This is a genomic window from Prevotella sp. PTAC, from assembly GCF_013166535.1.
In the GTDB taxonomy this organism is placed as follows: Bacteria; Bacteroidota; Bacteroidia; order Bacteroidales; family Bacteroidaceae; genus Prevotella.
In genome coordinates, this window is sequence record NZ_JABKKK010000008.1 from 78,543 (window position 1) to 103,301 (window position 24,759).

Consider the following 24,759-nt stretch of genomic DNA (forward strand, 5'->3'; position numbering starts at 1 on the left):
AAGTTTATATATATATGATAAATAGAATATTTTTAATAGTTTGCGTTGCTTTGGTATCATTCACAGGCTGCGGCAGTGACGATACTTCCGACAATGAAAACGACATGGTAATACCTGTAATACCAAGCAACAGCGACGTTAGAATACAACTCTCATCAGGTTCAGGCGGCACTCGTGCCGCTCTGGACTCCGATGACGGCACAAATACATTCGAAGCCAACGACTTGGGAATATTCTGTTTGGCTAACGGCTTTGTCGAGAATACCAAATTCGATAAAACCATCACCTGGGACCCTTTGCATCAACATGCCAAATATTACAGACTGTTGGACAATGTAAAAGCCGACGCCGTAAAGAAGACAAAGACAGAAGACGGCACGGCATATACGGACATTGAGTTTTACGCCGATAACGGGACAGAAAAGGAAATAAAGTATTATCCCCTATCAAACTGGCTCACATATCAGTTCTACGGCTATTATCCGAGAACAACAGAGATAACAGGCGACGCCAACAATGTGTATGCCGATATTCCCATCACCGGCAAGGAAGACGTCATTCACGGTTATACAGACAACACCGCACCAAACGCATACAGTGCCAAGTATTTCCGCGAAACGGCAAACATCAACACATCCGCCAAAATGGCTTTTGAACATAAACTCATCCAGGTGCAGTTTCATTGCATCGCAGGAATGAAAGGCGGGGTTGTCGATGAAAAAGCCAAAGACCTGATCATCAAGAAGGTCGAGGTCTGTGACGTTCCGGAGAAAGTACGCCTCGTCGTCGCGTCCACCGACAAAGAGGCCAACGGCACTCTCAGCATCACGGAAGCTACCGATACCAAGTACACCGTGCGTGGCGATAATGACGGCGAATTCGTACCGGTTCGGGTTTCGGAAACCAAACAGGAACTGGGTCAAGGCATTATGCTGCCTCCACTGAACACGGATGGCGCAAACGGCCTGAAACAGCAGTACAGAGTGAGGATAACACTGGCTCAAGCAACCGGTGGTGAAGAGAAAATGCTTGACGTGTTTCCCGATGCGGTATTGACCTCCGAGGAAGGTAAATTCACAAAGGCCGGAACACTATACAATGTCGTACTCACAATATATTCTCCAGAGGATATCCGTCTCAATGCCACCCTCGCGCCGTGGATTACAGACGACAAGGAATATGATGTTCAATATTAATACAAACAGAACCATATCTCACTATCAATCTGCTTGTGTGCCTCTCTCGGGCACACAAGCAGATTAAAAACAATAAAGACAAAACATTATCCAAGAATAAAAATCATGAAACGATTACTCCTCATCATTGCATTGGCAACGATGTGTTCGCAAATCAAAGCCCAGATTGTGGCTGTGAACACAGACCTGCTCATGGATCTGGCACAAACGCCTTCGCTTGGTGCCGAACTTGTTGTTGGCGAGCGCTCCACGGTGGGACTGAACGCGCTGTTCAACCGTAATCCCTGGGGGAAGACGATGCACATATTGGGAGTACAACCCGAATATCGCTATTATTTCTCCGGCCGGCCCATGCACCGCGAGTTTATCGGTATCGGCGGACTGGCCGCCTCATACGACATAACATGGTCCGGAAAGGTTTACGAAGGTATCGGATTGGGTGTAGGCATGACCTTCGGATATGTTTTCTCGCTCACCAAGAGGGTGAATATCGATTGCCATGCAGGCTTCGGCCTGATAACATACAATCACAAAGAATATTATGTAGGCGATAAGTACGATACGGACTATTCCGTCAACGGCGAACAACGCACCAATGCAAAAGGCTATTACATACTGCCGACAAGAATAGGCGTGTCCGTTACATATATACTCAAATAATATCTCCATGCAACTAACACAAGCAATATATAATATCAGATTTGTGCTAATAGGCCTGTTGATGCCATTCGGCATCACGGCCAATGCACAAAACGTGGTAATAGGCACATGCCGGACAACAATAATAAAATCCAACGACAAGAAACACGAGACTGTTTCTTTCCATATCTACAAAAACAAAAGACAGGCCGAAAACGCGCGTAACATATTGAAGACAGCCGCCACGGCTGAGGAACAACCCGATGCCACTGGAAACGAATGGAACAACGCCATAACCAAATTGGGTATCACATGGAGCAAATCAAGGCCCAACGGACAGTTTAAGTTCGAGGCATTTGAAGGCCAGGCCATTCTCGTCCACTATACAGACAATGTCATACACCTACTGGATATCGTCAACGTGGAGAAAGGAAAAACCGAATATCAAATAGAGATGAAAGACGAAAAATCTCTACGCGACGTTGAGGTAAGAGGCAAGAACAAGTTTACAGGCCCAAGAATAAAGAAAGTCCCCGGACAAGACAATGGTTTTGAGGTGTCACTCAACGTCAATCTCGAATTGCCCGAAGGCTGGGCGGGCGATAATTCGCGCCTTATCATACAGCCCATGGCGATCGACTGCCAGACGGAAGATACCGTGAGCTATCTCACGCCGCTTGTATATGAGGGAGCCAAATACCACGAACTGCAAGACAAACGCATGGCTTTCGATTACGATGAAAACGACTCGCTCGCACAGTACTATAATCCAAGTCCCGTGCTCAACGGGCAATACCTCCGGATAGACACACAGGTTGTATTCCGCAAGCCCGACAAAGACAAGACATACAAAGGCGTATATTACGCTATCCTCGAAGACTACCACCATGTCTTCTATAACAACGGCGGCGAGGGAACAGGCTCATGCCTTTCGTTCAGGCCATTGAAATTTCTCGATTTCACCATGGCAGCCGAAGATATTCCGCTAACCGAAGATTTTAAAGAGAATGCCGAGCAACGCGCCCACGACGTGACGAGAACACTTAATATAAAATTTGTCACGGGAAAGAGTGAACTGACACCTGATTCGGCCAATATGGAAGAGTTCGGAAAGATGGGACGCGAGTTGAAATCATACGGCAATCTGTTATTCAGCGTTAAGGTAACAGGTTCATCGTCACCCGAAGGCAGCAGAGAACGAAACGCCGCCTTAGCCCGCGAACGTACCAATTTCGCTGCCGGAATATTGAGAAGAGCAGTACGCGGACAAGATGCATCCGTAAGCACTGAGACAAAAATTTTCACTTGGGAAAACGTTGTTACGCAGCTTGCGGCCCGAGACACCACTAAAGCATCAATGCTCAACAATCTCATATCAGGACAGCCCGACCCCAACATGGCTTATCCGCAAATCAAAAACCTACCTTTCTATGAAAGCGATATAGAACCGATACTGGCCTCAATGCGTAACATGAAATGCAGCTACCAGTATATAGACAAACGTGTTCTTACTCCCGAAGAAGCCGTCGAGACATATTACACTCATAAAAAAGATTTCATCAGCGGAGCGAAAGACGACTTGTCAGACGGTGATTTCTATAATCTTTTCAACGAAATAACCGACAGCGCAGAGGTCGACACGCTCACGATGATCGCTTATCGCCACATGGTGAGACAAGACGGATACGAGGTTTTGAAGATGTCGCCATATATAGCCAACAAGATGGCATTGCTCAACATACGCCGCGGAATGCCCGACCTTGAAGTGCTACGCCCGTTTATCGATTGGAAAGTGCAGGCCGTCGACAAAGAAAGACATATCGACGCCTATACTTCTTCTGTCATCAACCGTCACGAAATACTCATAAACCAGGCCATACAGTATTTTCAGGAACTGAAACTCGACACAGCCGAGACGCTTATCGATTTTGTAGGTTCAAAGACAGTGAAAAGCGCACAGTTGTCACAAGTACTCTTTTTCGTGCGTAACATATTTCTCGGCATCGGCGGCCAACTCAACGGAAATGATGCGGCAAAATTCGAACAGGCATTCAATATGGTGCTGAATACAAACAAAGACAACCGCGCCATACTTTTCTCCGAACTGCATGAGAGCCTCGGCAAGACCCGCAAGGATGTAGAGCCTATAATAGACAAAATGGACGACAACAATCCGAAGAAATGGTATCTTAAAGGAATCATCTGGAGCAAGGAAGCAGGCAAAGAGCCGAAAATAAGACATGATGATACGACAGGTGATGACCTTGGTAACGGTTTCAGGCTAATGTCGGAAGACGAGCTGTCAATCCTGATGATTACCGACCCGAAAAAATATGCCGAGTATAATCTGTATGTCAAGGAACACCCAGAGGAAGCGGAAGCGCTCAGAAATCCGAAACAACAAGTTGAGGACGACGGCATCAAATTGGACAGCATACCCCACTATCTCGCTTACTTCCAACACTCGTTCGATATCGAGCCGAAATACAAGCGTTACTATTTCAATGAAGGTAACGTACCCGACGAAACACGAAAAATTTACAAATACAAGAAAAAGAACATACCGGCATATCGCAAACTGTTCAAGCTGCTCATGGAACAACGTGAAACCGACGAACAGCTAGGACGGCAGACGACCGGCGAAGGCGAAAAGCCCGAAACCACAAAAGACGAAAATGACAACGGCACGGAGACCGAACCGGAAACAAATGAAGAAAAAGAAACAAACACCAATGAAAAGTAAGGCCGCAACATTACTGCTGTCACTCATCGGCATAGCCATCGGAGCGCAAGCAAGCACTATGCAACCGGCTATGACGGAACTTGGCAACGACACCATCGCACTCGATGACATTGAAGAGAGCGACAACGATACCGTCGGCAAAAGCCGCCTGAACACCGCCAACAACTTCAACGCACTGAGATACGTGCTCGACAAGCGGTATCACGGCTACGGAGACCAATTCACGAAAAGACTCAACGATCATCTTTATATCCTTTTCGGACTTGGAACCACGCAGATGGTCGCTCCCGAAAAAGGTTATCGTTTCAACGCACTGACAACCATCCAGCTCGGTGCCGGCAAAGAGTTCACCGAGTATCACTCGGTGCGAGTCATCCTTCAAAACTCATTCGGATACCAGCAAGACCGCGATATATCCTTCAATCGGTTAGGAGCGACGGTCGACCACCTATTCTCGCTTTCTTCTTATTTCACAGGATATGACCCTACACGCCTTGCCGACTTCTCCACACTCGTGGGGGTGGGCGTGCATCATTCACGACTCGGCAAGGATATACGTAGCGGCATGTCGGCCGAAGTTCATCTCGGCATGCAGGTTAAATTTTTCACCGGCCCGCAGGGATATATCAACTTCGAGCCTTACTTCGGCTTTTCGACAGACAAGATGGACTTGAACACAAACAGGAACTGGCGCAAGACCGACATGTTCTACGGAGCCAATATAAGCTACGTTTACTACCTGCACAACAACCTGTCGGCACAAGCCCGCCTGAGATACATGAGTAAAGTTCCCGATGACATCATATTGTCCGAAAACTTGGAACCCGCATCGTGGCGTGTGCCTTGGATTGCCGAGTTCTCCACGGGCATATCCATGATAAGCTCCCCAACTCTCGGCATCGGGCAGACCTTGGGCAGCAACATTGCCGTGGGCGTGGGCAAATGGTTTTCACCGGTCGTAGGCCTGCGGCTGACCGGAGAACTTTCTTCCACACGTTGGAACCAAGAGCCTATCAAACTTGGCACCGATGACAATATATATACCCAAAACCTGAACAATGTCTATGCCGGTGTACGTGCCGAGGCTATGTTCAACCCGCTCGGTTTCCTCAAAGACTTCGATTGGGACAGCGACATGGGCGCATATCTCGTAGCCGGTGGCATGTACGGCCGTATGGTCAAATACCAGGCAGAGAGACTGAATTGCAACAGCGAGGCATATACCGCAGGCATACATCTGTGGAAAAAACTCGGCAACGGCCTGCAATTGTTTGTCGAGCCACGCTATACACATTACGTTTACAACATCCCTTACAGCAATGTGAAGTGGAACAAGAGCTTCAGCGACGACGGTCTCAACGTCAATGTCGGCCTCACAGTACTTACATGCGGCAAGGCATTCAGAAGGCAGACCGGTCGTGACGAGCAAAAAGCCGTCACCATGAAAAACCGTCTGAGTGTCGGTGTGGCGGGAGGTTTCAACATCACACATACCAAAACGAGCCTCGACGGTGCCTCTTCCATACCATGGAACGCCATGATTTTCGGAGAATACAACTTCAACACCATTTCATCGTTGAACGCATCATTCGAATATCTCACCATATCAGGTAGAACACTCGGCAAGTATTACGACCTGAACATGATGGCCGAAGAACCGGAAAAGACACGCATATCGGCAAACGGGCTGTTGGGACATGAGTATTCGCTCGGACTGCTGTCCGTCGGATATGGTATCGACCTCGGAAGCCTGTTCGTCGGATTCAGCGGCAGCAATAGATTCGGAGTCAACATCATCGCAGGCCCTACCGCAATATTCACACTCAGTCACTCATCGTCACTCGACGGCACACAACCGGTAAGAAAAGGACACGTCATTGAAATCGCCGAAAATCCGAAAACGAAACTCGGCATAGGCGCACATGCCGGCCTGCAGCTTCACTATCAGCTAAACAACAAAATAGCCCTTGTGGCAAAGCCTGTAATCTACATGCTCGGCACTACCGACATGAAAACGATCGATTTTCAAAAAGGCAGGATCATTGAAAGCATCAACATTGGCGTAAGATACAGCTTCAACACACACGTAACAAAACAAATGTACAGATGAGAAATAATGTATTAATCTGCACCGCAATGGCGATAACATGCTGTTCAACAGCCTTGGCGCAGTCAAGCGCCAAGGCGACAGTCGGCGCCGCAAGAGCCGTTATCAAGAAGTATGCACCCAAATATACGGCACCCATCATGGATGAGCTATGTGATAAATTCAAGAAAAGCCCCGAGGTTGCGGTGGGAATTGCAGACGCATATCTATACAACCAGCGCGACACGGCAATGGCACACAGGTATCTGAATATCGCATTATCCATAAACAGCAAATATTCACCGGCATATCTGCTTGGCGGTGAAATAGAGGAATCGGCAAAAGACACCGCCAAGGCCATCAGATGGTATGAGCGGGGAATCCATACTGATCCTGCCGCTCCCGAATGCTATCTGGCATACGCCAAACTCATAAGCATGAAAGATCCAGCCAAATCGCAAAGGAAAATAGAAGAGTTGCTGACGCATAACCCTGATTATCCGGTAAACCTCGAACTGGCAAAGATGTATGAAAGAATCGGCGACAATATGGAAGCCGACAGCGAAGAACAAAAGGAAGCATACGGAAAGAGTATTGAGTTTTACGGCAAGTGCAATCTTGATTATATTCCAAAGGCGAAATTGGAATCATTCGGTATCATGCTATATGCCAACAGCAAAGACTATGTCAAAGCCATCGAGGTTGCCAAGTTCGGTATTAAGAAATATCATCCAGTGAACGGAAGTTTCAACAGACTGGCAATGATGGCAAATTTCAACTTGCAAAGATGGAGTGACGTAGTATTATTCGGAGAAGCATTATTAAAATCGGACAGCACGAAAATATCACTCGATGATTATTGGAATTTGGCGAGAGCATACCGGAATACCCAAAAGTACGATAAGGCCATATCCGTTTCAAGGCAACTGACCGGCAACGATTCGATAAGCGACGAAAAGAAACTGCCGGTATATCTGCTTATCGCACAATGCCGGAAGGATATGGGAGACTGGGCAAGCGCGAAGAGAGAATACGAGTCATATATGCAAAAGAAAGGCGAACTCGGAACTATAACCGCCTATGATCTCAGCGAATATGCCGGAATGTATTTAGAGCAATCGAAAGAGCTTAACGGTGAAGAGAAACTGCAAGCATATAAAGAAGCCGATGCCATATATAAAGAGATGGCCGATAAGTTCCCAAACAACATTGATTTTGCCTTGATTAACAGACTGGTAATAAACTCAAAGATTGAACAAGGAGATTTTGATGCCGGACTGGCCGGGCCGATTGCGGAACAGTTAATAAGCGTGATGCTGGCTAAAGCAGAGCGGAACACAACAGACAACGCACGTCTGGTTACTGCGTACAACTATATGGCAAACTACTATCTAAGAAAGAAAAAGTCGGATATAAAGATGTCGAAAGCCTATTTCCAAAAAGTCCTGGACATAGATCCTAATGACGAGAATGCCCGAAAAGCCGTCACCATATTAAAATAATAAACGATACTACGTACCACGACATCAAGCAAAAGGCGCAGCCCTCACGGGTTGCGCCTTTCATTATGGTATTTAAAAGCTATTGATTTCAGAAATAGTAAGCAGCTGAAATCTGCCATGCGTTCATGCGAGCGCTCTTAGTACGATGAAAGACCTGATTACCGACAGATTCCCAAATATTGAACTCACCCGTTTTACCGCATGCGATGTTATATGTAAATCCAATCTCAACATGGTTGACGAGTGAAACGCCTGCGCCAAGATTGACGCTCAGGTTTGACTTCTTCATCTCAAAATCGCCATCAAAGAAGTTCTTCTGACCCACATTGAAACCGAACTGAGGACCGGCAGCGAAATAAATACTTGCCATACTTCCCAGGCCTATGCCGTAACGCAGGTTGATAGGAATGTTGATGTTCTTCTGGGATATTGTCTCTGCTCCGTCTTCATCTTTCGATTCAATATCACGCTGATCATAGAGTGCGGCGGCGTCAAGACCGAGACCTACGAGCGGAAGAGTAACTTTCACGGTAGGACCTACGAAAAATCCCGTTTGATTTGAGCCATTAAAAACTTCTTTGTCAAAACTCATGCTTGTCACATTAAGACCACCTTTGAGTCCCAACTTAATCTGTGCCTTAGCAGGAGCCGCTGAAACCAAGGCTGCGGCAAGAGCCATAATAGTAAAAATCTTTTTCATATAATAACGGTTTAAATGTTATGCTACAATAGTTTATATGTATTGGATGATATATTCTATGCACTTATTGACGGTCTGATGTTCATTACCGCACCATACAGACTTTTCAATGTCTCTGGCGTCGGACGGTAACACGGGCTGCCGAAGAGCCGCCCGACGACCGTGGCGATGAGCTGCGACGGCGTACTTTCGTCGTTTTCTCCGTTTCCGATTTCGAACCGCTGCGGCGCGATACCTTCCGTGCTTTGGCGGCCGCTTTGGGGTCGAGGTTGGCTATGCTGTCGAGAGAATCTTTCTTTGCCTGATCCCCGAAGATATTTTTCTCAAACGAGGTCAGTTCCCCCTCTATCTTACGCTGCTCTTTCGCCATCGCCGAGTCTGTGGTGCAATACTGCGCGAGCGTGCGGCCGAGCATGTTGTTGGTCTTGTATATCTTGCCCTCATACTTGGTAAGCGTGAAGAAGTCGGCCATCGTCATGGTGGCGGCGTTGTTCAGATTGCTCGTCATCACGGTCTGCCTTGTGAGAAAAGGTTCCACGTCACTGTACTTAACCCAGAACAACGGATATTTGGATGCCTCTCCGCCGAAATCGTCTTCACGCATCATCACCGGACAGAAAGCCAACACCTTGCGATGGAAAGTCGAGTTGGCCTGATCATAATATGCGCTTTCTTTCAGGTAATACAGTTTTACTTCGGCCGAAGGTATATCACTGTTATCCACCCGCAACTTACCGTCTTTCTCCTCATAGAATATATGATAGTTGTCGAGCACTGTCTTTATCTTCACCTTGGCCGCATCACTGAACACCTCGCTGCCGTCGAGCCTGTACTCGTATACAGGAATATATCCGTTAAGGGCAAGTTTGAACACGAATGTGAACAGGTTCAACTGCTTGTCTATCGGCTCCACGGGATAGTAAAGACCCGCATTGGCATCCTCGTTGAGATCTATCTCCCGATATATGTCACGGCGCCACACCACATCCTCAGGCATGTCTATCGCCGTTGGAAACATCAGTTGCGCACGCTGCGACAACTGCGGTGCACCCTGACGGGCTGCGGCAGCCTGCTTCTCGGCATTACGGCGAGCCTTGGGCTGTGCCGCAGCCGACACAACCGCAAGCGTTATGGCAAATATGAACAATAGTCTTTTCATATATATAAATTCTTTTTGTTTTCAATATCACTTCACTATCACTTCCATCGAAGCCTGCAACTTACGCTGTATTCCATCCGGTCCCACTGCTGTTACGCGCGATATGTAAAAGCGCCGGTTGCGGGTCAGTTTACGGAATGTATCCTTTTGCCGTGCGGAGAACCGGTCTCCTTCGCTCACCATCGGCACAGCATTACCCATATTGTCGAAGAATACCGTCTCAAAACCGAGAACCTTGAAACCGATGTCAAGTATTCCGTCGTCTATTGCGGCTCCTATTCCCGCAGCACCGAGCAACGACGCCTTACTTAGCGCGCCGCCCTTATACCGTGTCGGGTTGCCGTGTTCATCGGCCATGGCTATATATGCTGTCGGGTCGGGCAACTTACGCACACGGAAAGTATACTGTCCCATCTGCTGGGCGCGTCCCGTATTGGTAGACATTACCGTTATCGTCACATCCTTGCCCACCGCCGAAGGGCGTGCTATGTACCTGCCCGGTCCTACCGGTGTGAGTGTCCCTCCACTTATCGAGGCCGTGACCTTGCTGAGCGGTACGCCAGGAACGCTGATGCTTATCGGGTTGCTGTATCCGGCATAGAGCACGTTCATAAGGTCGGCCGACACCGTGGCGCTCGGATCCACTACGGTATATTTCTGGCTGAAATCACGCCTTATCCGCTCACCGCCGCCGTTGACAACCTCCATATATCCGGCAAGCGTGAAGTCACCGGTGCGGCTGCATACCGTCTCATACAGTCCGCCGCTCAGGTCTACTTTCCTGTTTCCTATGTATATATCAGGTACCTGCGTGGTATCCACCGCCGCCATTACAATCTGCGCCGAGAATTTGTCTCCCCGCACGATAGTCTGCGAATTGGGTATGACAAAGGCATTAAGAGAGTTAACGCGTATATCCTTCACGTCGATATTAGCCACGAGCGTGTGAAGTACCTCACCCTCGGCATACCGTATGTCGCTCTGCAACTTGGAAAGCAGCGTCACCGCCGCTGCCACGGGCATATCCTCGAACATGTATTCCTGCCAGTTCTTCCCCATTGCAGTGGCGTTTTTCGGTATTACCGTAGCCAGATTGTCGTTTATTGCCGCACGTCTGGCAGGGTCGGTAATCATCTTCACGATTCTGTTCCTGAACGAATTGACAGCTTTGTAAAGTTCGGCTCCACGTCCACGCCCAGGCGACAGCATCACCTGATTGGCCGCCTCGAGATTCTCTTTGTTCCTGATGTTCCTCACGTCAAAGTTCTTTCCGTCGGCCTCAGCCACGATGGCGGCTTTCAGTTCGTCGGCAAAGTTATACAACGAGTCGCTCATGCGCTTCACCTCACGCGCCTTGTCAAACCACGCCTTCACCTTGGCGGGGTTCGCCTTCATCTGCGCCTCGAAGTCATCATATACGACCTGATTCTCCTTCGACGAGTTGGCGGTGGTGCGGTTGAGGCTGTCTTCCACTATGGAGAAGCCGTTGAGCACTTCCGTCGACACGTTCAGCGCAAGCATTGCCATCAAGACGACATACATAAGGTTTATCATCTTCTGGCGCGGAGACACCGGTCTTTTCTTTATTGCCATAAGCTTTTGGTCTTAAACGTTGACGCTCTTCATGTTTACGGTCATCGCCTCTATCATGCGGGCGTATATCTTGTTCAATTCGGCTATCTGTTCGGCCATACGGCGCGACTGCTCGTTAATCTGGTCGATAGTGCCTATCTGTGCGCTCGCTCCCTTAAGCTGCATTTCGTATACCTTGCATATACCGGTGAGCGTGCGGTTGAGGTTTTCCATTTCCTCGGAGTCGCGGGTGAGCCGCTGGCTCTGCTCCGACACCTTGGCAAGCATCTCGGTGAGCTTGTTCAACTCGTCCACATAGTTGCTCGTGGCCTCCTCCATCTCTGGCGATACCTGCTGTTGCTGCCGTATCCATGCCTCCGCACCGCCGGAAACGTCTGTCTGTCTGTCGCCGCCGGCCACCGGCATTCCATCTGCCGCCATTCCCGCATCTGTTCCTCCGGCCGCCATACCGCTGACACCACCTATTATTATAGTGCCGCCCGCCCGGGTTCCCGCAGCAATGCTTGTATCCGTACCGTTCTCACCGGCAATGCTGTCATCTTCCTCATCCGTCACATGCGTGGGCAGATCCTTGCCGTCGGCCGTTTTGTCGAACGGACGGTCGAAAGCCGATATGAAGAACACCACCACCTCGGTGCCCATGCCGAGATACAACATAATGTTGGCACCCGGAAGGTGGGTCAGCTTGAACATCGTACCGAGGATAACGATAGACGCGCCCCAACTGTAAGCATAGTTCATGAATGTCTGTCCCGGCACGCTGTCGAGCCATTTCTGCAACCGGTAGACTACATTATATTTGCTGTATTCTGTCATCTCTTCTTCGATTTTTTAGATTTCTCACTTGTTGTATTGGCCAGACTGCGCACACAGCGGAAGCCGATGTACGAGCGTGGCTGGTTCTGATATTCAGACGAGCGCCATGCCGAACGGATATATGACTCGGGATCTTTCCACGAGCCGCCACGCACGCTCTTCTTTTTCAGTCTGTACGGATCTTCCTTGGCGGCGTTGTATTTCAGCTGAGGATTGATGTCGTTCATCGCTTCCACTCCCGCCTCGGTATACACGGTGCTTGTCCACTCGGCCACATTACCCGCCATGTCAAACAGTCCGTTACTGTTGGCCGTGTATATACCCACCTTGCTGGTTATCAGATTGCCGTCTTTCGTATAGTTTCCGTTGTCGGGCTTGAAGTTGGCGAAGAAGCATCCCTTGCCGCTCACCACCTGCTCGTCTTCCCACGGAAACTCGTTCTGGTCTTTGCCACGCGCGGCAAACTCCCACTCGGCCTCTGTGGGCAGGCGGTAACGCTGCACATAGCGGGCCGCGGCGCCGAGTCCTCTGAGCAGATATTCGGTGCGCCATGCGCAGAAGGCGTTGGCCTGCTCCCATGTGACTCCCACCACCGGATAGCCGTTGTATGCCGGATTGCTGAAATAGAGACGCATGTATGTCTCGTTGTCGGCATTGGGGAAGTCGTTCACCCAGCACGTCGTGTCGGGATATATGTTCACTATATATGTATTGAGAAAATCCCACGGCCCGCTGAGCGGCCTGTTGATAGTCTGGCTTATGATGCGTCCCTCATCGTCGATATATGCCGTGTCTTTCGATATCCACACCTGCCGGGCAGGATCTACGCTTATATCGGTGTTGAGATTACGCTCTCTCGGGTCAAGACGATACTTGCGCTTGGCCGCCTCGGTATAGTCGTATACCTCATAGCGATAGTTCATTTGGCTTGCGTCGAGCATCTTCTCGCCCGTCACCGGGTTTGTGACATATACGCTCTCTATCGCCCGCTGCTCGTCCTCGTTGGGCTTGCGTGGCAACGCTTTCTTCCAGTTGAGATACGGCTTGACGGGATCTCCGTTCTTGTCTTCCTCTATCTTGTATGTCTCATCGCCTCCGTAGGCCGGATCGGCGAGCCGCTCGCGGATGATGGAATCGCGCACGTAGTATACAAACTGGCGGTATTGTGAGTTGGTGATCTCCGTCTCGTCCATCCAGAAGCCTTCGACCGAGATGTCTTTCACCGGTGTCTGCTTGCCCCAGAGGCTGTCTTGCTTCTCTATTCCCATCCTGAGGTGACCGCGCTTGACGAGAGTCATGCCGTATGGCGTAGGCTCCGTGAAGGCTCTGCCTCCGGTGCCGGTCACCTCTCCGCCCGAAGCCGTGGCCGTCTTGCCGCCAAAACAGCTCGCGAGCGCGAGCGTGCCAATGGCACAAAGGAGTATGATGCTCTTTCTCATATTCATAATTTAGCTGTTCTCACACTTTTGTTTATAGTATTCTTACGCTTTTATGCTTGTTGCGTCCTTTCTTGCCCAGATTCACGTCGGTACGGTAGCTCATGAACAGCTCATGCCCGCCGTTGCCTATGCTGATGGCCGAGGTGTATATCTCGTAACTGTAACCGAGACTCACTCCGTGGAAGTCGCCGCCTATCATCACCGTCACAGAGTTGGCTGGGCTGTAAGACAGGCCGGCATACATCACCTTCTTGTCGTTGGTATACTTCACCCTACCGGACACATCCACCCGATAGGCATTGCCGTCTGTACGCGCCAAGAGTGACGGATGTATTGTTAGAAACGGATTTCTCAGCTTAATATTGTATCCGCCTGTCAAATAATATGCAGCGTCTATCTTGAAGTTTTGCCGCTCGCCGAGTTCTATCTCAGGGCCGTTGATGTGCATGACAGACAGGCCGGCATACCAGTTCCGATGAGTATAGTAGAGGCCGGCACCGAGGTCAAGCCCCGTCCCGGTGACCTCTGATGAGGGGAATGCCGGATCGTCAGGCATGTCCGTGTCCACCTTCGACCCATCGAAATTCTCGCTCAGCAGCCCCAAATGGATACCGGCACCGAGCATTCCGCCGAACAGCTTATGCCGGAAAGCATACTGCAAGGCAAATTTCTTGTGAGAGAAAAGACCGATATCGTCGCTCATGAACTGCACTCCCACTCCATGATACGATTTGAGAAAAAAGAAAGGCAGATCGCCTCCGGCATACATTGTGCGGGGATTATTCTCAAATCCGGTGAGAGCCATGGCGTATGCGGCAGTAACGTTAATCTTCGACTCCTTGCCCACAGCTGCCGGATTGAACGACGGTTCCATCGCCCAATAGTGGGAAAAGGAAGGGTCATACTGCCCTCTTGCCCACTGCGAGGCAAGGGCAAAGACACATAATATTACGATATATCGTTTAAACACGTATATATAACGTGAAATACATTTATTTATTGTATAAGTATGAAAATCGTCACACCTCAGACCGGAGACACGAAAAAAGACTCGGAACAATCACCGGTATCGCGCAGGATTTTCTATTTCAAGAGAAAACACAGTGTAAAATCCGTAACATTATTTTCACAATCAACGCACACCTGAAAACATATCGTCTACCGCTTTGACTATCTCGTCGGCCGAGGCGTCTTTCAGAAGCACGGTCTTGTCGGCCCCGAGCAGATAGAGCGACGGCATCTCGGGCATGAAATAAAGGTCACGTCGTGATATGTCGCCGGTGTCAAGCCCCACGGTCCACCAATTGGGCATGGCATGCTTCGTGCGTTGCCACGTAGCGGTGTCGCCATCGGCATATACGGCAAGCACGGCGAGCTGTCCCTCCTTGGCAAGACGGCGCAGCGAGGCTTCGGCCGAAAGACGTGATACGACAGTGGCGCAATGGTCGCAGTCGGGGTCGTATAAAATGAGGATTGTGATGCGGGCGGGCATCTGCATGAGAGTGGCCGGCAGGCCGTCGCGGGTAATAAAAGCGAAATCAGCCGCCACGGTTCCCGGACGGTTCTTGCTTATCGCATCGAGAAGAAATGAGGCACGGTCACGGCCGGCGGCACCGATAACGGGCGACTTTGCGGCATTCTTCAGAAACATGGAATAATACCGCTCGTCACGCATGGGCGAAGCTTTTTCATACAGATACTTGGCGGCAAGCCGGCAAAGCGACGTATACGCCGCGGTGTCGGCACCGGCACGGCGCATGAGCAAATCCACCGAACGCTCCACGGCGGCAGTATCGGCATGTGGGAATAGAGAAAAGAAGTTTACGAGATTACGCTCCATGAACCGCTCGTCGCGGCAACGCAACGTGTCGGAAAAGTCGAGAGCATCCCAGAAATGTGCCGCCACGTATGCGGCACGTTCCGTCGGAACACGGAGTGTGTCGGGAACGGCAGGCAACGGAAGGTCGGCTACAGCGGCAACAGAATCGGAGACTTCAACACTCAAAAAGCCTGTACCGCACGGACCGTGCATGCCAGCAACGCATGTTAAACCATAAGCAAGCGTCACAGGAATGAGCTTCACGGCCTTTACCATCACGGAATTATTTGGCTTCATTGACAATCATTTTCAACGAGAAGACTGTTTTTTTTCAATGCAGCGAACAAAACAAGCATGGCTCACGTCTTCTAAATTCTCTTTATCAGTACTACTACCTGGTTTAAGGGGATTATCAAACAGATTATTGATACCCAAAATATTAAAATCCAACGTATAATAATTAATATCCCAACCAATGGTACCTCTCTGTTCTGATCCGAACCTCTTGCCTAACCAATAGGTAGCACCGGGTCGCTTGTAAAAATCATAAAAAAGAGGACGACCCGTCGGATTTCCTATTACTTGTGTCTGACCTGCAGAATATCTAAGCACAGCTGTGAACTTTTCGTTGTTTTTCCAAAGTTCTATTTCCGAATGCTTACGATGTCCGTACCCGGACCTGCCCATAGGGAAAAATACATTCCTGCCACCATGAGAATCTGTCAAAGACTTGTTGTAGACAAAGCAACCGCGCATTCCATACCCTTTGCCTTCATTGTCATAACAATATCCATATACCTCGTCCACATCAGACAGGGTTGAGTCTGCATCGTCACCGTAAAGCACTCCGTAACCTTGAGCTATACTGGAATCACCCAACAGTGCGGCATAATCTTCATATGTAGCAACCTGTATCTCCTTTCCGTTTACAACCGGATTGACAAATTCTCCACTATGGTTCGCGGCTCTTATCTCACTCCATTTCATTGTCCCAGACTTTCCCGCTATTATAAAATCTGTATTTGCATGGTTAGCGAAATCTTTCGGTTGCACATTTCTCGTATTCCAATTACCAAGATCATTAACGTTACTTTTGGCGTCAATAGGGGTATCCCAGTTTCCGAACTTAAACATGGAGCCTTCTTCGGTAGGTTGCCCTGCTTCTTCCGTTCCGGTACGCATATTGCAAAGATGCCACTTTGCCCCACCTTTAATCAACTCTATCGGCGCACTGCCCTGACATACGAATATGAGATGGTAGCAACTATAATTATTGTACTCAACACGAATAATGGCACAGCGTGTTTCCTTTTCTCCACAGCCTTTAAAACGAATTTTAAAGTCTACAGGTGTTCCCGTAGAGCCTTTCACGGTATCTCCATCCAAATGAATGGTTTGGCGGTCACCTGTGACAACATAAGCTTTCCACGGCCCCTCGGAAGTAAATGTAGAATAGTCTTTTGCTGTTTCACTAAGTCTGTGCTTAAGAACCACACGAAACGGTTTTATATTGTCATGCCTGCGCCACACCCCTTTGGGATTTGTAATACGACGCACCTGCATTATATGCGTCTTTGCCTTGACGATACGCAAATTATTCTCCGCATCTTTAAGTTTGACATCTAAATTTAGCACAGCCTTGCGCCTGTATGCCTCATACGGATTATTACCGGTCAATGACGTAGTTGTCACCAACAGTTTCTCACGCGTGAACAACGGTATATGGTATGTAACGGTTTTCGCCTCCGGATCAGTCACGACCCGGTATTGTCCCGAATCCAGGCTTCCGACCAGATTACCGTTATCCACATAAGGATATTCCCTGTCGCCCAATTTTTTATTTTCAAATACACCGTTATCGTCTATATTTAGCCCCACAGTCTTCTTCAAGGAAAGAAAGCCTTTCCATCTATCGGCCGGCAAATTCGGATATACATCGGGATCTGCTTCTTTACAATATTCGAAATCTTTATCAGGATTATACGGAGCCCAGGCATTCGAGTCGATATGCGCCACGATTTTATCAACCTTATATGAGCCGGTGTTTATCTTAAAGGGCAACATCATCGAGTGGTTATAGAGATACGAGATGAAATACGGATCGGGTATCTCCACTCCCGGCATTTCCTCTTCGTAGTCGATATGCCAGTCTACGTCGTTAGCGTATCTGTTGAACTTAAGCGTAAGGCGATAGTGGTGGTTGCGCTCGGCATTATAATCTTTTTCGGTGTCTTTTCCGAGCATGAAGCGATAGACGATGTCGCCGCTGCCCACACGGTCGGAATTGATCGAGCGGTAAAACGCCTTCACTTCTATATACGTGCCGTACTTCTTGTTATCCTTAAATCCCGGCTTTGAGGGATCGTTGCCCTCAGGATAGGTGATGTGTCCCGGATCTTTCCAGTCTTGTTTCTTGCTCTCGCCCTCGCCCTGCATGTTCTCATAGAAATACAGTGCCTCGGCTTTCTCCGTATGTGCGTCGGCACTAAGCCCGTATGTATCCTTATCATAAGGATAGTATGCACGTCCCTTGGTTATTCTTGCCGGCCAGAACTCATCGTAGTTAGTGCCTGTTCCATACGTGATGGTCTCACCATCGGGAATGAGCCGATCGTTCTCGCCCGGCTCATTACTGTCACCGAGCGGACAGTTGAGCGGAATATCCTTTATCTGTACCGACTTCAGATAGATGAACACACCCTCTTCGAGTTTCGAGCCGTCGTAAGCCACAGTCACCTTGGAGGCCGCGCGGCGTATCCATGAATGGAAAGTGGTGTTTTTCTTGTCGATAGTGAGCAGCGGAGCGGTATCTTCTATCGTCTTATCATCACAGAAATGACCGAGCATCTGTCCATTGGCGGATATGTCGTCGGAATTCCACCGCAGCGGAAGGCTCTTCAGGCCGGATACTGTCTTTATCCTGTCGGCATAGCCGGAGAGGTCGCCCATATTGGCCACCACATATATATAATAGCGCCCGTAAGGCACAGACATTGTCAGATCGGCGTGCGGAGTGACGCTCTCCGTATCGGAGACACGGGCCGAGTCGGTCACTACATACGTATCCGGAACACCCGATGTGCCGCCCGCTGTCAGCGGACGGTGATATGCCAGATTGCCGTCGGCATCGTAGAACAGCACACACAGGCTGTTTATGCTCTTTACGGCATCTCCTTCCGAGCGGGTCTTGCCGCTCAGGGCAGGCACCAACGGACTGAACTCCACTGTCGCCGTGACAAGGCTTTGCCCCTCGGGAATAGTGCTGCCGCCTTCAAACAAATCATCGGTACACGATACGAAAAACAACGCTGAGATAATAAGATAAAGGAGATTTCGTTTCATCTTGCTGAATAACATGAACTTGATATTTTACAAACCGAACTCCGGATCAAGGTCTACCGGTATATAAGGCAATACGTCTACATCCCAATCGACGGCCGTCTTGCCTATCGTTATGTTGACAATCACGTGTGTATTGCGGGGAAGGCGCGACAGTTTCGGGAACCAGTCGCCAAGTTCCATGCCGTCGAAAAATATCTTCATGGAATAGTTGCGCTCGTCATCGACCGCCGTATACTTACCTTCGAGAAGATATATTGGTGACAATGACACCTTGCTACCCGCCGACAGGGTCTCGCTCAGCCCCTTGTCGCTGCCATACTCATAATAACCGACATCGGACGGTACATCGTAAGAAGTGATTTCCTTGCAGTCTACCCCGTCTATCACGACATCATTATAGATGGTGTTCTTCGGAAGATAATACTCTTCCTTAGCCATCCGGGCTATCGTCAGACCTTTGAGAACGATGTTCCGGCCGCTGTTATTGGTGATATTGAAAGAGAACTTGACCGCGGCACGGGTGACAAACAGTTCATGACGGCTGTCTGTCCCGCCCACCGTGATGTCATGACACTCGCTCATGGGCAACGGCCCTGCAAGCTGTTCGGTATTGTCTTCGAGCCTGATGCGCAGGCCTGATATGTCGGCGGCCGGAAACCGCTCACCCTCCTTTATGGCAGCGAGGTCGTAATCGACCACCTTGCGCATCGTGCCTTCGGCCGTCTTTATCTCAGTGCCCTCGTTTGCAAAAAGGTAAATTCTCTTCTTCTCGTTACCCAATACCTCGAACTTCTCATCACCATAACTGTCGACAGCTGACGAAAGACTGATAAAACGGTTGTATTCCACAATGCCGTCAGGGCGCACGATGACGATGCGCAGCGTATTGATCTTCTCGTTGTTGCCGGCCGGAAGAGCGTCTTCGGCAGCCCTCGTGCCGGGCATCGGGCTATCGGCAACGTTCCCCGCAACGGTCGAAGAGGCATCGGCAACGGTCTTTACCACAGGCAAAGACACATCGGTCATCGAAACGCTTATAGCCAGATTGACCCAAACAGGCTTGTCGACGAAAGCATAGTCATCCGTGCTCTCGCCGCATCCGGCAAACAGGAAAGTGGAAAGCCATAATACAATAGTATGTATATGTATGGACTTAAACATTTCGTATCTATATTCCAGATATATCGTTTATCCTCACAACCCAGTCTTCAATCTTTATATAGGCGCTCATCCACTCCATGTCGTGGCCGAGAAAGAATACCATCGGCCACTCACTCTTGCGGTCGAGAAATTCCTGTTTGCCCATATTAGGATACAAATCGCTCTTGAAAGCGAGCAGATAATTGTTCAACGGAATGTTGATCACTTCCGAACCGTCGGCATGACGGCGCACAATCAGCCTGGGACTGTTTTTCGTCATCAGTCTGGAAACGGACAACTCGGCATAGGCAGCCTCCACGTCGCTGCCGTCCGGCAGTCTGCCGACCACCGCCTGCCCTTTCGTCCACGGCGTGTATGTAACCGTTCCTGCGGCAATCAAATCGTTGTCCGGTCCGAAAAGAGTGTTATCGTCTTCGATGAAGAAGTCGTAATCATTATTGTCAACCTTGATACCGTCCACCTGTTGAAGCATTATCCTTAGATTATTGGTGTTCTTCATCATCTTGACAACACCCTCTCTATACAGGTCTGCGGTAGAGAGAGTAAGCTCTCCCCAATACATCCCGTGCAGGTTCTTACGTTCCTGCACCGTAAGGCAATCGGCATCCATGACAACACGTAGGTCCGAATGGCGCAAGCCGGCAACCGGCTCGGGTATCATCGAGAACGAGCTCCGCTCGCAGGCGATGCCGCCGTATGCCACAAAACGATAGGTACCGGCGGCAAGATCGAGTCTCATACGGTATGATTCGTCGGCCAAAGCATCGCTTTTTTCCGTTATCGTCGTCACATAGTTGCCCTCACTGTCATACACAAGAAGCGTAAGGCAATCCACCTTTGACGGAAAAGCATTGGCAAACTCCATGTTGTAGTCATATACAAAACGCAGTGACACGCCATGCGGACAGGCCTCCAAGTCTTCATAAATGCGTTCGCACGAAGAAAAAGAGGCTGTCATCAGCGCGGCGAGAACCGCGCCGATGAGCCTTGAAATCATATTCCGTCTGTTTTCTCTCATCGTCCGATTAGTTAAAGACAATATCGTTCACACGGACAACCCACGGCAAGACCTCAACCGAAACACGGATATACAGGTCGCCTTTCTCATCCGGAGTATCGGGGTCTACCGGATCGGGATCGTTTTTCGACACACGCGGATGACCCAACTTGCCGATCTCCGTCACCGCCAGCTTATAGACGTTGTTACGTACAACGGCAAATTCCATCGGGCCCATCACTGTCGGGTCGTCATTGTTGTTGTGGCGGTTCCAGTAGTAATAGTAGCAGTAGTATCCGCCGCCATCTTCCTCATCATAGCTTGCCTCATACATAGTGAAGCCAACCTTGGTCGCCGCGGCACAGAAGTCATCGTTAAATCCTCCGTTTTTATCATATATGTCGGCAAGCGATCCCGCTACGGGAGTCACCTCACCGGTTGTCTCGTCTTTCTTGGCACCCTCTCCGAATACGGCACGGAACAGAGCCGTTCCTTCCGCGGCGGCAGACGCACTGGCTATGACATCCTGCGGGTCTTTCTCATCCGCAGCACCTTTCCAACCTACATATATGGTGTTATCAAACACGTATAGCACCGGGGTATCACCGTTTTTAAGTTCCGTCTCGCTATTATATCCGGCCGCCTTTTCTATGGCACCCTTCAGAAGGGCAGGCGTTTTACCGTCTATCGCCATAAACTTACCCTTGAAAACCACACCCGTTGTTATGCCGTTGTTCTGACGTATCTGGCCGTTGGGAGCCACAGGGACAGTATTCTCCGTCACATAGCGCCATATCTTGTAATCACCCTTGCTGTCCGGCTTGTTCCAAGTGTCGTCATTATCATCTTCATTTCCAAGCACTTCGCTTATCTCCGATGTGAACCACTGATTGCGGGCATACTCATTTATAGTCCAGTCGGCATGGCTTTCACCATATCCAAGGCAGAAATTAAAATAGTTTGAGAACTTATTGCCGGCAGTATTATCACCGACCTTGTGGTCATACTTGTCCTGAGCGAACACGTCGACAACATAGTTTTCAGAATGCTCGTTGCCGCAAATACCGAAGCCGGCGCCACCGGGCAGTCCATCGTCAGATACCCTACGGAGATAATAGAACTTCTTGCTCATGTTCACAAGAGCCATCTTCGTCAGCTCCATCATCAGTGTAGCATCCGTTTCCTTACCTACATAGTAAGTATTGGCGGGTGTCGCCGCCGGACTGCCGTCCTTGAAATCGAAACGCGCCACCGAGCGCTCCACGCTAATTGCCCCGCCGTTGTTAATATTGGCATTGCTGCCCGACAGGTTGAAAGGCGATGTCACGAAAGCATAAGCATTCCAATCGTCGAGTTTGGAAGGTATGGCCTTTGTCTCCAAAGATTTGTTGGACATCAATACTGCATTCTTTGCCCAGGGGTTGACACCTGCCACACCTGTCTTAGTCTCGTTGACAGTACAAACAGCGTCTGTCCATGCCGTGGCCTCCGCGTCTGTGGTGGCACCGCTTGACTTTTCCACCGCTTTTCTCAAATCTTCCGTATAATTACAGAACGTGAACACATGGACATCGGCATATTCCGACTTCAACTGTCCGGTACCTGCATCCATGTGGTCTCCCGTGTAATATGTGGCTATTGCCGTCTTTTTGAACGATGCCGTGGCTGTCACCGTGGCATTCTTTATTTCAAGCGAGCCATCTCCTTTATCCACCACACCGGCGTCATCGGTATTGAGGTTGTCCACCGTTGAGTAGGTGACAATCTTGTTGTCCTTGTCAGCAAGGACGATAAGCATCGTCGAGACATTGTTCTCGTAGTCCTTTCCCACCTCGTTTCCGCCTGTCGACTGTCCGCCGCCTTCGGTCTCACTGCGTGTTCCTCCCGCAGTCGGCAGCTTCACGTTCACCGCCATGTAAACCTTCTCTCCGTTGTTTACAACAGGATTGTCGCTACCGTCGTTTACCAAAATCTCGTCGTTACTGCATCCCGTCAACATGCCGATGGCAAGGATACCCGATAAAAATCTGCTCTTGACTCTCATTTTTTTTGTTCTGTTTTTTAGTTTCTACCTTTTATTGTCTTGGTCTGTTTGATTGTTATTCGAATTATAATCATGCTCATCTGAACTCTTCGAGCCGTCTGATCTCGGCTCCGGCTTCTTTCAATCCACCGCGCTCAGCCTCAGCGAACAACCGTCCGGCAGCGTCGTAGTCGCCGTTCATCGCGGCATACACACCACGCGTATATACGGCATTGGCCGTATCGCCGGCTTTCGCCAGATAGCGTTCGGCCGCTTTCATGTCCCTGCGCGCCAGGGCGGTACAAGCGGCATTCAGGTTGGCCGTAGCGTCATCGGGATACATTCTCACCGCAATCTCGAACGTCTCGGCATATTCGTCGCTGCCCTGCTCCATCTCCCCGGCTGCCATATACATCTCTTGCAGGCTCAGTTTCTGCGGCTGTGTCTTCAACATGCGCCTTATTTCCGCTATGTCGGTATATTGCCTGATCTTGTATCTCACCACATAGTCCGAGTGGCGTAGTCCCGGATATACATTCTTAAGCAGGAAAGCATACTCCCTCGGATATGCCGTCTTGATTTTACGGTCTTTGGCATCAGGTTCGAGACCGCCGCGGATGATGGCAAGTATGTCTTCCTTGTTGTCCATATAAGACTCCGCCACGTATTTCTCCAGTCCTTCCCAGTCTTCCGGCTCATAGTCCGTGGCTATCAGGCCTGCGGGGAAGTCATACAGCTTGCGCACATATTCTTTAAGCGCCGCCGTGCGACCTTTGGCCAGGCGGGTATTGTTAGAGTACGATCCTTCCGGCGAGGCATATCCCTTGAAGGTAAGGGCAATGATCTCCACGTCGGGGTCGCTCTTCACTGTGTCTATCGTATGCCATATCTTCTGCAACTCGGCCGGATTATTGCGATAGCCCGGATATATCTCCGTGCGGTTCACGGGGAAGTCTATGTATGCCGAGCCTTGCATGTCACGTATCTTCGGTTCCGCTTTCGGAGAGACATAGATGAGCCTCGGCTCATACACTTTCGGTTCGACGTCGAGCCGCGCAAGCCGGTCCACGCCCATGCTTTCCGACTCGGAGCAGCAGCCGCGGGTCTCGCATACGGCGTTCATATCGGCTCCTCCCATCCATGACCGGTAGGGTGCCACAGTGCGGTATTCGACCACCGACACACTGCCATGACGATAAACATCCATGCTGTCGGCATCCGCACCGGTATTGCGAAGATGGTGGTAATAACGGTTTCGGCCGGCAATCATCACCGGCTTGAGCCTCACTTCGTCCGATTTGCCCCGCACCACCGGCGTGATTATAATCTCGTTGTTGCTCTTCACGTCAAGCGCCGTCACGTCGATGCTCATCGCCACAAACAATTTCCCGTCCGAACGAGACACCGAGAGATCCGAGATCCGCACCCGCTCGTCGAGTATGGCCTGCGCGCCGGCATCCGCCAGACAGGCCGCAAGCAGCAGGCACACGCAATATATCCTGGCTATAATACTTTTCATATCAGATAAAAAACGTTTGTTTCGA

17 protein-coding genes are annotated in these 24,759 nt (G+C 49.8%); 5 read left to right on the top strand and 12 right to left on the bottom strand.

Features of this window, described 5'->3' with window-relative positions; genetic code table 11:
- The first annotated feature begins 14 nt into the window (after positions 1-14).
- The 5 genes from HPS53_RS07690 (at position 15) to HPS53_RS07710 (ending at position 8,166) form a co-directional block, all read left to right on the top strand.
- Positions 15-1,196 (top strand): fimbrillin family protein, encoded by a 1,182-nt coding sequence (locus HPS53_RS07690; RefSeq protein WP_172205489.1) that lies wholly within the window; start codon positions 15-17, stop codon positions 1,194-1,196.
- A 105-nt stretch (positions 1,197-1,301) separates the two neighbouring features.
- Positions 1,302-1,856, top strand: a complete 555-nt coding sequence (locus HPS53_RS07695; RefSeq protein ID WP_104368762.1) for a DUF3575 domain-containing protein — start codon at positions 1,302-1,304, stop codon at positions 1,854-1,856.
- A gap of 7 nt (positions 1,857-1,863) precedes the next feature.
- Positions 1,864-4,578, top strand: a complete 2,715-nt coding sequence (locus tag HPS53_RS07700) for a hypothetical protein (RefSeq protein WP_172205491.1) — start codon at positions 1,864-1,866, stop codon at positions 4,576-4,578.
- Positions 4,568-6,688, top strand: coding sequence for a hypothetical protein (locus HPS53_RS07705; RefSeq protein ID WP_172205493.1), 2,121 nt, complete (start codon positions 4,568-4,570; stop codon positions 6,686-6,688). Before HPS53_RS07700 ends, HPS53_RS07705 begins: the two co-directional genes overlap by 11 nt.
- Complete coding sequence (locus tag HPS53_RS07710) at positions 6,685-8,166, top strand: lipopolysaccharide assembly protein LapB (RefSeq protein ID WP_172205495.1); 1,482 nt, start codon at positions 6,685-6,687, stop codon at positions 8,164-8,166. The genes HPS53_RS07705 and HPS53_RS07710 overlap by 4 nt, the downstream gene beginning before the upstream one ends.
- A gap of 88 nt (positions 8,167-8,254) precedes the next feature.
- Here HPS53_RS07710 and HPS53_RS07715 read toward each other — a convergent pair whose 3' ends face one another.
- The 12 genes from HPS53_RS07715 to HPS53_RS07770 all read right to left on the bottom strand — a co-directional run bounded on the left by HPS53_RS07715 (position 8,255) and on the right by HPS53_RS07770 (position 24,734).
- Complete coding sequence (locus tag HPS53_RS07715; RefSeq protein ID WP_172205496.1) at positions 8,255-8,866, bottom strand: outer membrane beta-barrel protein; 612 nt, start codon at positions 8,864-8,866, stop codon at positions 8,255-8,257.
- 106 nt (positions 8,867-8,972) lie between these two features.
- Positions 8,973-10,025, bottom strand: coding sequence for a gliding motility protein GldN (gldN, locus tag HPS53_RS07720; RefSeq protein WP_172205497.1), 1,053 nt, complete (start codon positions 10,023-10,025; stop codon positions 8,973-8,975).
- Positions 10,026-10,052: 27 nt separating this feature from the next.
- Positions 10,053-11,618: a gliding motility protein GldM gene (gene gldM, locus HPS53_RS07725; protein WP_104368757.1), complete on the bottom strand. Its 1,566-nt coding sequence runs from the start codon at positions 11,616-11,618 to the stop codon at positions 10,053-10,055.
- Positions 11,619-11,630: 12 nt separating this feature from the next.
- On the bottom strand, positions 11,631-12,434 hold the full coding sequence (gene gldL, locus HPS53_RS07730; protein WP_104368756.1) for a gliding motility protein GldL: 804 nt from the start codon (positions 12,432-12,434) through the stop codon (positions 11,631-11,633).
- The gene (locus tag HPS53_RS07735) at positions 12,431-13,879 is read right to left on the bottom strand and encodes an SUMF1/EgtB/PvdO family nonheme iron enzyme (RefSeq protein WP_104368755.1); all 1,449 of its coding nucleotides are present in this window, start codon (positions 13,877-13,879) and stop codon (positions 12,431-12,433) included. The genes gldL and HPS53_RS07735 overlap by 4 nt, the downstream gene beginning before the upstream one ends.
- A gap of 25 nt (positions 13,880-13,904) precedes the next feature.
- A complete protein-coding gene (locus HPS53_RS07740) occupies positions 13,905-14,843 on the bottom strand; it encodes a type IX secretion system membrane protein PorP/SprF (RefSeq protein ID WP_104368754.1) in 939 nt (312 codons plus the stop codon).
- Between the two features lie 162 nt (positions 14,844-15,005).
- The gene (locus tag HPS53_RS07745; RefSeq protein WP_172205498.1) at positions 15,006-15,989 is read right to left on the bottom strand and encodes a DUF5106 domain-containing protein; all 984 of its coding nucleotides are present in this window, start codon (positions 15,987-15,989) and stop codon (positions 15,006-15,008) included.
- Positions 15,990-16,001: 12 nt separating this feature from the next.
- The gene (locus tag HPS53_RS07750) at positions 16,002-19,034 is read right to left on the bottom strand and encodes a DUF4906 domain-containing protein (RefSeq protein WP_172205499.1); all 3,033 of its coding nucleotides are present in this window, start codon (positions 19,032-19,034) and stop codon (positions 16,002-16,004) included.
- 27 nt (positions 19,035-19,061) lie between these two features.
- Entirely contained in the window at positions 19,062-20,195 is a 1,134-nt protein-coding gene (locus HPS53_RS07755) for a hypothetical protein (protein WP_104368752.1), read from the bottom strand.
- Between the two features lie 7 nt (positions 20,196-20,202).
- Positions 20,203-21,213: a FimB/Mfa2 family fimbrial subunit gene (locus tag HPS53_RS07760; RefSeq protein ID WP_104368751.1), complete on the bottom strand. Its 1,011-nt coding sequence runs from the start codon at positions 21,211-21,213 to the stop codon at positions 20,203-20,205.
- Between the two features lie 7 nt (positions 21,214-21,220).
- Positions 21,221-23,236: an Mfa1 family fimbria major subunit gene (locus tag HPS53_RS07765; protein ID WP_172205500.1), complete on the bottom strand. Its 2,016-nt coding sequence runs from the start codon at positions 23,234-23,236 to the stop codon at positions 21,221-21,223.
- 76 nt (positions 23,237-23,312) lie between these two features.
- Positions 23,313-24,734: a DUF3868 domain-containing protein gene (locus HPS53_RS07770; RefSeq protein ID WP_104368750.1), complete on the bottom strand. Its 1,422-nt coding sequence runs from the start codon at positions 24,732-24,734 to the stop codon at positions 23,313-23,315.
- Between the last annotated feature and the right edge of the window lie 25 nt (positions 24,735-24,759).

Excerpts from the sequence above, each read along its gene's own strand:
- HPS53_RS07690 (WP_172205489.1), top strand. The coding sequence starts at position 15 with ATGATAAATAGAATATTTTTAATAGTTTGCGTTGCTTTGGTATCATTC.
- HPS53_RS07695 (WP_104368762.1), top strand. The coding sequence starts at position 1,302 with ATGAAACGATTACTCCTCATCATTGCATTGGCAACGATGTGTTCGCAA.
- HPS53_RS07700 (WP_172205491.1), top strand. The coding sequence starts at position 1,864 with ATGCAACTAACACAAGCAATATATAATATCAGATTTGTGCTAATAGGC.
- HPS53_RS07705 (WP_172205493.1), top strand. The coding sequence starts at position 4,568 with ATGAAAAGTAAGGCCGCAACATTACTGCTGTCACTCATCGGCATAGCC.
- HPS53_RS07710 (WP_172205495.1), top strand. The coding sequence starts at position 6,685 with ATGAGAAATAATGTATTAATCTGCACCGCAATGGCGATAACATGCTGT.
- HPS53_RS07715 (WP_172205496.1), bottom strand. The coding sequence starts at position 8,866 with ATGAAAAAGATTTTTACTATTATGGCTCTTGCCGCAGCCTTGGTTTCA.
- gldN (WP_172205497.1), bottom strand. The coding sequence starts at position 10,025 with ATGAAAAGACTATTGTTCATATTTGCCATAACGCTTGCGGTTGTGTCG.
- gldM (WP_104368757.1), bottom strand. The coding sequence starts at position 11,618 with ATGGCAATAAAGAAAAGACCGGTGTCTCCGCGCCAGAAGATGATAAAC.
- gldL (WP_104368756.1), bottom strand. The coding sequence starts at position 12,434 with ATGACAGAATACAGCAAATATAATGTAGTCTACCGGTTGCAGAAATGG.
- HPS53_RS07735 (WP_104368755.1), bottom strand. The coding sequence starts at position 13,879 with ATGAATATGAGAAAGAGCATCATACTCCTTTGTGCCATTGGCACGCTC.
- HPS53_RS07745 (WP_172205498.1), bottom strand. The coding sequence starts at position 15,989 with ATGAAGCCAAATAATTCCGTGATGGTAAAGGCCGTGAAGCTCATTCCT.
- HPS53_RS07750 (WP_172205499.1), bottom strand. The coding sequence starts at position 19,034 with ATGAAACGAAATCTCCTTTATCTTATTATCTCAGCGTTGTTTTTCGTA.
- HPS53_RS07755 (WP_104368752.1), bottom strand. The coding sequence starts at position 20,195 with ATGTTTAAGTCCATACATATACATACTATTGTATTATGGCTTTCCACT.
- HPS53_RS07760 (WP_104368751.1), bottom strand. The coding sequence starts at position 21,213 with ATGAGAGAAAACAGACGGAATATGATTTCAAGGCTCATCGGCGCGGTT.
- HPS53_RS07765 (WP_172205500.1), bottom strand. The coding sequence starts at position 23,236 with ATGAGAGTCAAGAGCAGATTTTTATCGGGTATCCTTGCCATCGGCATG.
- HPS53_RS07770 (WP_104368750.1), bottom strand. The coding sequence starts at position 24,734 with ATGAAAAGTATTATAGCCAGGATATATTGCGTGTGCCTGCTGCTTGCG.